This window comes from Treponema sp. Marseille-Q4130, from assembly GCF_014334325.1.
Lineage (GTDB): Bacteria > Spirochaetota > Spirochaetia > Treponematales > Treponemataceae > Treponema_D.
Genome location: NZ_JACSET010000015.1, coordinates 43,985 through 50,499 on the forward strand (window position 1 = coordinate 43,985; position 6,515 = coordinate 50,499).

Sequence of the window (6,515 nt, forward strand, 5' to 3'; positions counted from 1 at the left end):
ATATAAGCGAGGGTCTATGGCAAATATTATCGATTACATTGCGTGGCGCGGCGACTTGCCGTTTTCCGTCGTTCCGTTCAACGATATCGATTCCCTCATTCTGTGCCAGATTTCGTATCTCGATTTCGGCGGCATCGTAAGTGAAAGTTTTAAAAAATGCGTAAGGCTGAAGGATGCCGCCTCTCTCTTTCAAAACGCAAAAGATTTTTCGAGACGGCGCAAAGTCGGCGTGATGATCAATTCTCAAACGGTCGAGCTTTTGTTCGCAGCCGCTTCTTCAAAGCGTTTCGGAGACGTAAAAGCCTGCGGTTATACGACGCGCTTCGATCTGCAAAAGGAAGAACAGTTTTCCGCGACGACTTTTTTGACCGGCGACAAGTATGCCTTTGTCGTGTTCCGCGGTACCGACGACACGATAATCGGCTGGAAAGAAGATTTCAATATGGGCGTACTCGAAACGGTGCCTTCGCAAATCGACGCGCTTTTCTATTTGACCGAAGCGATGAAATCGATACGCGGCCGCTTCCGCACGGGCGGGCACTCGAAAGGCGGTAACCTTTCGATCTATGCCGCCGCAAACATCGACCCCAAATTCAAAAAACGCATCTCCTGTGTGTATAACAATGACGGGCCCGGCTTCCGCGAAGAGACCGTCGCCTCTCCCGGCTTCCGCTCGCTCGCTCCGAAAATCCGTTCGTTCTATCCGCAGCTTTCCATCGTCGGTATGCTCTTTTCTCATGCGGGTTCCTATACCGTCGTCGAAAGCGAACAGGCCGGCATCAGACAGCATGATCCGTTTTCATGGCATTTGACGAAAGACGGTTTCGTTTCGCTTCCGGGTTTCGATGCGGCAAGCGAATGGTTCCACGATACGTTCAACGCGTGGTTCCGCGAGCTTTCCGATACCGAGCGTTCGCGTTTTGTCACAACGCTTTTTAAAGTGCTTGAGGCGACCGACGCCAAGACGAATTCCGAACTCGAAAAAAATTGGTGGCAAAACTCCGCAAAGATCGTCGGTGCATTTGCAAAGCTCGACGGTCCGTCGCGCGACAACATCATCAAAACGGTGCAGCTGCTTTTCCAAATCGGACACAGGCATTTGGCGCCGGCACGATTTTTGCCGCACGACGCTTCGAAGAAAAAAAAACGATAAATTTCCGGAGCGGATGAAACTGAAATTTCCGACGTAGACTATTTCATATTTAGGGAGTATATTTATTCTATGGCAAAGAAAGATATTGACAACAACGATTCTCCGGTATCGATTTCACAGGCTGAACTGGATAAAGCTTTTAGCGACGCGAAAGCGGCTTCAAAGGCGAATAAAACGGCGGATAAAAAAATCGCGAAAAAGCCGGCGTCGACAAAGGAAATTCTTCCTGCGGATCAGGCGCTCCCGGTAAAGCTTTTGCTCATCCCGCTGCAGGGACGTCCGATTTTTCCGGGCATCTTTACGCCTCTTATGATCAACTCTTCCGACGATACGAAAGTGATCGAAGAAGTGTGCTCGGGCGACGGCTATATCGGCATCGTCATGTTGAAAAACGAAACGGAAAATCCGTCAGTATCCGATCTGTACGAAGTCGGTACGATCGCGCGCATTATTAAAAAAATCAATTTACCCGACGGCGGGCTCAACGTATTTATTTCGACGCTCAAACGTTTCCGCATTCGAAAAGCGCTGCACGCAACTACGCCGATGGCGGCTGCGGTCGATTACCTTGACGATGAAGAAGACGACACGTTTGAAGTGAAAGCGCTCACGCGCGCGCTGTTGAGTGAAATGAAAGAAGTGTCCGAAAACAATCCGCTCTTTTCCGAAGAGATGCGCTTGAATATGGTGAACATCGATCATCCCGGAAAGATCGCCGATTTTATCGCGTCGATCCTCAACATCGATAAAGCCGATCAGCAAAAAGTGCTCGAAACGGTAAACGTGCGCCGGCGTATGGAGCAGGTGCTCATCTATATTAAAAAAGAGCAGGAGCTTTTACGCGTTCAGAAAAAAATTCAAAATGAACTCAACGAACGTGTCGAAAAAAATCAGCGCGAATATTTTCTCCGCGAAGAGTTGAAGTCGATACAGGAAGAGCTCGGCACGGACGCCGAAGGCAATGCGACCGATTATCAAAAATTTAAAAAGAAAGCGGAAGAATTTCATTTCGAAGGCGAGATAAAAGAGACGGTCGCCAACGAACTCGAAAAATTCAATCTCATGGATCCGAACTCCGCCGAATACATCGGTACGCGGAATTTTCTCGAACTCGTCACGCAGCTTCCGTGGAACGACAAGCCTGCGGAAAATTACAGCCTCGACGAAGCGAAAAAAATTCTCGAGCGCGATCACTTCGGCCTTGACGACGTAAAAAAACGCATCATGGAATTTTTATCGGTTCGAAAACTCAAGCAGGATGCAAAGGGCAGCATACTGCTGCTCGTAGGTCCTCCCGGCGTCGGCAAAACGAGTATCGGGCATTCGGTTGCGGATGCGATGCATAAACCTTTTTATCGATTTTCCGTCGGCGGTCTTCGCGATGAAGCTGAGATCAAAGGACACCGCAGAACTTATATCGGTGCGCTGCCCGGAAAAATCATACAAGGTTTGCGTACGACAAAAACGCGCGCTCCCGTTTTTATGATCGACGAAATCGATAAAATGGGACAGAGTTATCAGGGAGATCCCGCGAGCGCGCTGCTCGAAGTGCTCGATCCCGAACAGAATGTCGGTTTCCGCGACAACTATCTCGATTTGCCGTTCGACATCTCCGACATATTTTTTATCCTCACTGCGAACACGCTCGATTCGATTCCCGAACCGCTGCTCGACCGTGCCGAAGTCATTCAGCTGCCGGGCTATATCGATCAGGAAAAAATCGAAATCGCAAAGCGCTATCTCATTCCGAAAAATCTTAATAAAAACGGACTTGAAAAAAATCAAGTGCAGTATACGAAAGAAGCGCTTTTGATGATCGCCGAAGAGTACGCGCGCGAAGCCGGAGTGCGCAATTACGAAAAGAGCGTCGACAAGATCCACCGCAAAATCGTTACAGAACTTATGAACGAAGCGGAGAAAAAAGCGGAAGAAGCGGCGGCGAAAGCGAAAAAAGCAAAGGAAGCCGAACTTGCTGCAAAAAAGGCACAGGGCGAACACGTGCTCACGCAGTCGGAAATCGACAAACTCGTCAAAGCGAACCGTGATTTGACGCAGTCGGAAATCGACTCGCTCGTGGATTCCCGCTGGAAGCTTTCGCAGGGCGATATCGATCTGCTCGTAAAGAAAAATAAAAATCTCACGCAGACGGAAATCGACAAACTCGTTTCGGTAAAGCGCGAAAGTGAAAAAGTTTCAGCCGCCGATTTCGTCGACCGAACGAAAAAATATACGATCGATGCGAAAGCCTTGGACAAATATCTCGGCAAACCCGTCTTCGATGAAAGCGAAATCAAAAAGGCGGACATCGCGGGAACGGCGATCGGTTTGGCGTGGACGAGCATGGGCGGCGATACGCTGCTCATCGAAAGTATCGCTTATCCGAGTGCAAAGGGCGGACTGCAGCTCACCGGTCAGATGGGCGATGTAATGAAAGAAAGCGCACAAATCGCGATCAACTGGGTAAAAGCGCAGGTGCTTTCGAAAAAGATAAAGAGCGAAGAGTGGTTTGAAAAGAATATAATTCACTTGCACATTCCCGAAGGCGCGGTCAAAAAGGACGGTCCGTCCGCCGGCATTACGATGGCGACGGCGTTCATGTCGCTGCTCAGTGGAAAAATTATCAAGGGACATCTTGCGATGACGGGCGAGCTTTCGCTTACGGGGCAGGTTTTGCCGATCGGCGGGCTTCGTGAAAAAACGGTCGCGGCGCGTCGAAACGGGATCAAAACGATTTTGATTCCGAAAGCGAACGTGCGCGATCTCTCCGATATTCCCGATCACGTAAAGGCGGGTATTACGTTTATACCCGTAACTCGCGCCGAAGAAGTGATGCTGCACGCATTTGCGGAAAACGGAAAAACGGGAGCGCTTTCCGAAACGAAGAGCGTCAAAAAGATCGCGGTGAAAAAAAACGCTCAGGCGGAACGCGCGGTAAAAAGCGGTACGGGCAAAACGGCTGAGAAAAAATCGACAGCGAAAAAATCCTCAAGAAACGCTGACGGCGGAAAATCGTCGGCGACAAAAAAGGATACAAGTCGGCGCGAAAAATCCGTTGCTAAAAAGAGCGGGGTGAAATCGTCCGCTTCGAAAAAGGGCGCAGCGAAAGCGAAAAAAACCGCCGTAAAAAAAGGAGCGGGTAAATCGCGTAAAGGAAAATAAAGCTTGCCGTTCGCGCGGGTGCTTGAACGATACCCGCCGTCGGCGTGCGGCGCACGCGGTACTTGCGGAGTGCGATGTTTTGGAGGGAAACCTATGAAAAGTATAACTTTTTAGGAAATTAAAAAGTATTTTCTTACAAATTAGAAAATAAACGAATAACCATTAATCTTAATTTAAAAATCTGTTTTTTTTATCTATTTTCTCTTGACTTTATCAATGTGCGCACTTACACTGTGTTGATAAGGAGCGTTTATGAAAAATATAACTCTATCAATTGATGAAACTGTTTTACAGGCAGGCCGAGAATACGCCAGGAATCATAATATCTCATTTAATTCTCTTGTAAGAAAACTTGTTGAGCAAACGGTTGTTACCAATAAAGATTACTGGCTTCATGATACTTTTTCACTTATGGATAAATTAAATGTAACATCAGGCAATGAGAAATGGACAAGGGAAGAATTATATCGTGTCTAAAATATTTATTGATACCAATATACTTGTTTATACACTTAACTCAACAGATTCATATAAGCAGACTAAAGCTCGGAAAATAATGGAGAAAGTCGTAGATTTCCATCAGCCGGTAATATCAACACAAGTACTTAAAGAATTCTATGTAGTTGCAACAACTAAATTGAAGGCGGATCGAATAATTGTCAAAAATATTATACACAATTTTTGTAATATTGAAATTGTTCAAAATGATTTGGAACTGATAGAACAAGCAATAGATATCAGTGTAATTTCACAATTATCATTTTGGGATTCATTGATAATAGCTGCTGCAGAGAAAGCAAAATGTGAATTTATTATTTCCGAAGATTTAAATCCGGGACAGACATATCGTGGAGTAATGGTAATAAATCCATTTAAAGAAGATGTGTTCTAACCCTTGCTTCAACGCTCACATTGCGGACAAGCCTGTTTGCGGCTTAAATACAAGTTATACGGACGCCCGCACCGGGGCGCGCCGGGAGGAAAAAATGAAAAAAATAATTTTACTATTGATTTTAATAATTTTGTTATTCGGAGGCGAAAAAAAAGGTAATATTTCAGCAGAGGAAGTAAATAAAACTCCATATTCGGAAACAAAAACAACAAACAGGTTTGAATACTCATTGTCAACAAAAAGTTATTATTTAAAAGAGAATCCTAAATTTATGGGAAAAGCCATGAATTTTGCTTATCAGGAATATTCCGGTATTACAGCTCCCGTTATAATGTATCCGAAGTACGGATACATAAGAAAAAATGCCGGTGTTTCACCGAATTTTGTAAATATAACCTCAAAGCGGATTATGAAAGCAAAAATTTTTTTTAGAGGAACAGGACACTCCGAAGATAAAGATTTATCGGTATCATTTGATACTTTCGATTTTATATCAGGAAGTAACTGCACGGTTAAATTGCATGATTCTTTTCTTCAAGATAATCAGTACACAATCGATAAAATTATTTTCTATTACAATGATTTATCTGAGCAAACGGTCCAAGCCGATGAATTATACTCTGAAAGAGCACTTGCTCCGCTGGATTTGACCGGTTCAGGTATTTTCTTTATCGATGATCCGAATACCGGCTCTTATAATTTTATTGTAAAAACTTATTCTTCCGATTCGGAAAGTACCGGAAAGTATAAAATAACCGCTACCAAAGAAGACGGCAAAGAAGTAAATGTAGAAGGCGGTATTCCTTATCTCATCGAGGGAGATATTTTCTTAACCGATTTGTGGAGTAAGATAGCAATCGAACAATTATGTAATTTGAAAAAATTGGAAATTGAGTTTATTTCTGCGGATGATACGGTTTTAAGAGAAGAAGTTACCGATTCCGCTCAATTGGATAAAATTACTATGTGGGTATCGGCATTTAATTACTACGGATATAAATGATATTATAACCGTTAATGCATACGGTTACACACCGCACATAAGCAAAAGACTCTATGACAATAAAAGAATTCGAAAATAAATATCGATATATGAGTGAACTCAACGCATTGGCAAAGTCATACTGTCGGTACGTTTTAAAGCAAGGGGCGAAGATTTTGCTAAAATTCTGCAATCAATCAACAGGGGCTGTCCAAGAAGTTATTGCCAACAGCAGTAAGGACAGCCTTTTTTTGTGAAAGGTTCGATTTTCGATTTTTTTGAACGTCGTTTTTTTGTTTTAAACGTTCATCATTCGGGCAAGCTGCTTA

General features: G+C 44.4%; 5 protein-coding genes. All 5 read left to right on the plus strand.

The window, feature by feature from the left end; genetic code table 11:
• The first annotated feature begins 16 nt into the window (after window positions 1-16).
• The 5 genes from H9I36_RS12380 (at window position 17) to H9I36_RS12400 (ending at window position 6,207) form a co-directional block, all read left to right on the plus strand.
• On the plus strand, window positions 17-1,153 hold the full coding sequence (locus H9I36_RS12380; RefSeq protein WP_187385649.1) for an Mbeg1-like protein: 1,137 nt from the start codon (window positions 17-19) through the stop codon (window positions 1,151-1,153).
• 69 nt (window positions 1,154-1,222) lie between these two features.
• Entirely contained in the window at window positions 1,223-4,312 is a 3,090-nt protein-coding gene (lon, locus tag H9I36_RS12385) for an endopeptidase La (protein ID WP_187385650.1), read from the plus strand.
• A 252-nt stretch (window positions 4,313-4,564) separates the two neighbouring features.
• On the plus strand, window positions 4,565-4,789 hold the full coding sequence (locus tag H9I36_RS12390) for a DUF6364 family protein (protein ID WP_187385651.1): 225 nt from the start codon (window positions 4,565-4,567) through the stop codon (window positions 4,787-4,789).
• Complete coding sequence (locus H9I36_RS12395) at window positions 4,782-5,204, plus strand: PIN domain-containing protein (protein ID WP_370586977.1); 423 nt, start codon at window positions 4,782-4,784, stop codon at window positions 5,202-5,204. The genes H9I36_RS12390 and H9I36_RS12395 overlap by 8 nt, the downstream gene beginning before the upstream one ends.
• A gap of 94 nt (window positions 5,205-5,298) precedes the next feature.
• Window positions 5,299-6,207, plus strand: a complete 909-nt coding sequence (locus H9I36_RS12400; RefSeq protein ID WP_187385653.1) for a hypothetical protein — start codon at window positions 5,299-5,301, stop codon at window positions 6,205-6,207.
• Window positions 6,208-6,515 lie beyond the last annotated feature (308 nt).

What these genes read in the sequence shown, in the direction of transcription:
- H9I36_RS12400 (WP_187385653.1), top strand. Translation starts at nt 5,299, where the DNA reads ATGAAAAAAATAATTTTACTATTGATTTTAATAATTTTGTTATTCGGA.
- H9I36_RS12380 (WP_187385649.1), top strand. Translation starts at nt 17, where the DNA reads ATGGCAAATATTATCGATTACATTGCGTGGCGCGGCGACTTGCCGTTT.
- H9I36_RS12390 (WP_187385651.1), top strand. Translation starts at nt 4,565, where the DNA reads ATGAAAAATATAACTCTATCAATTGATGAAACTGTTTTACAGGCAGGC.
- lon (WP_187385650.1), top strand. Translation starts at nt 1,223, where the DNA reads ATGGCAAAGAAAGATATTGACAACAACGATTCTCCGGTATCGATTTCA.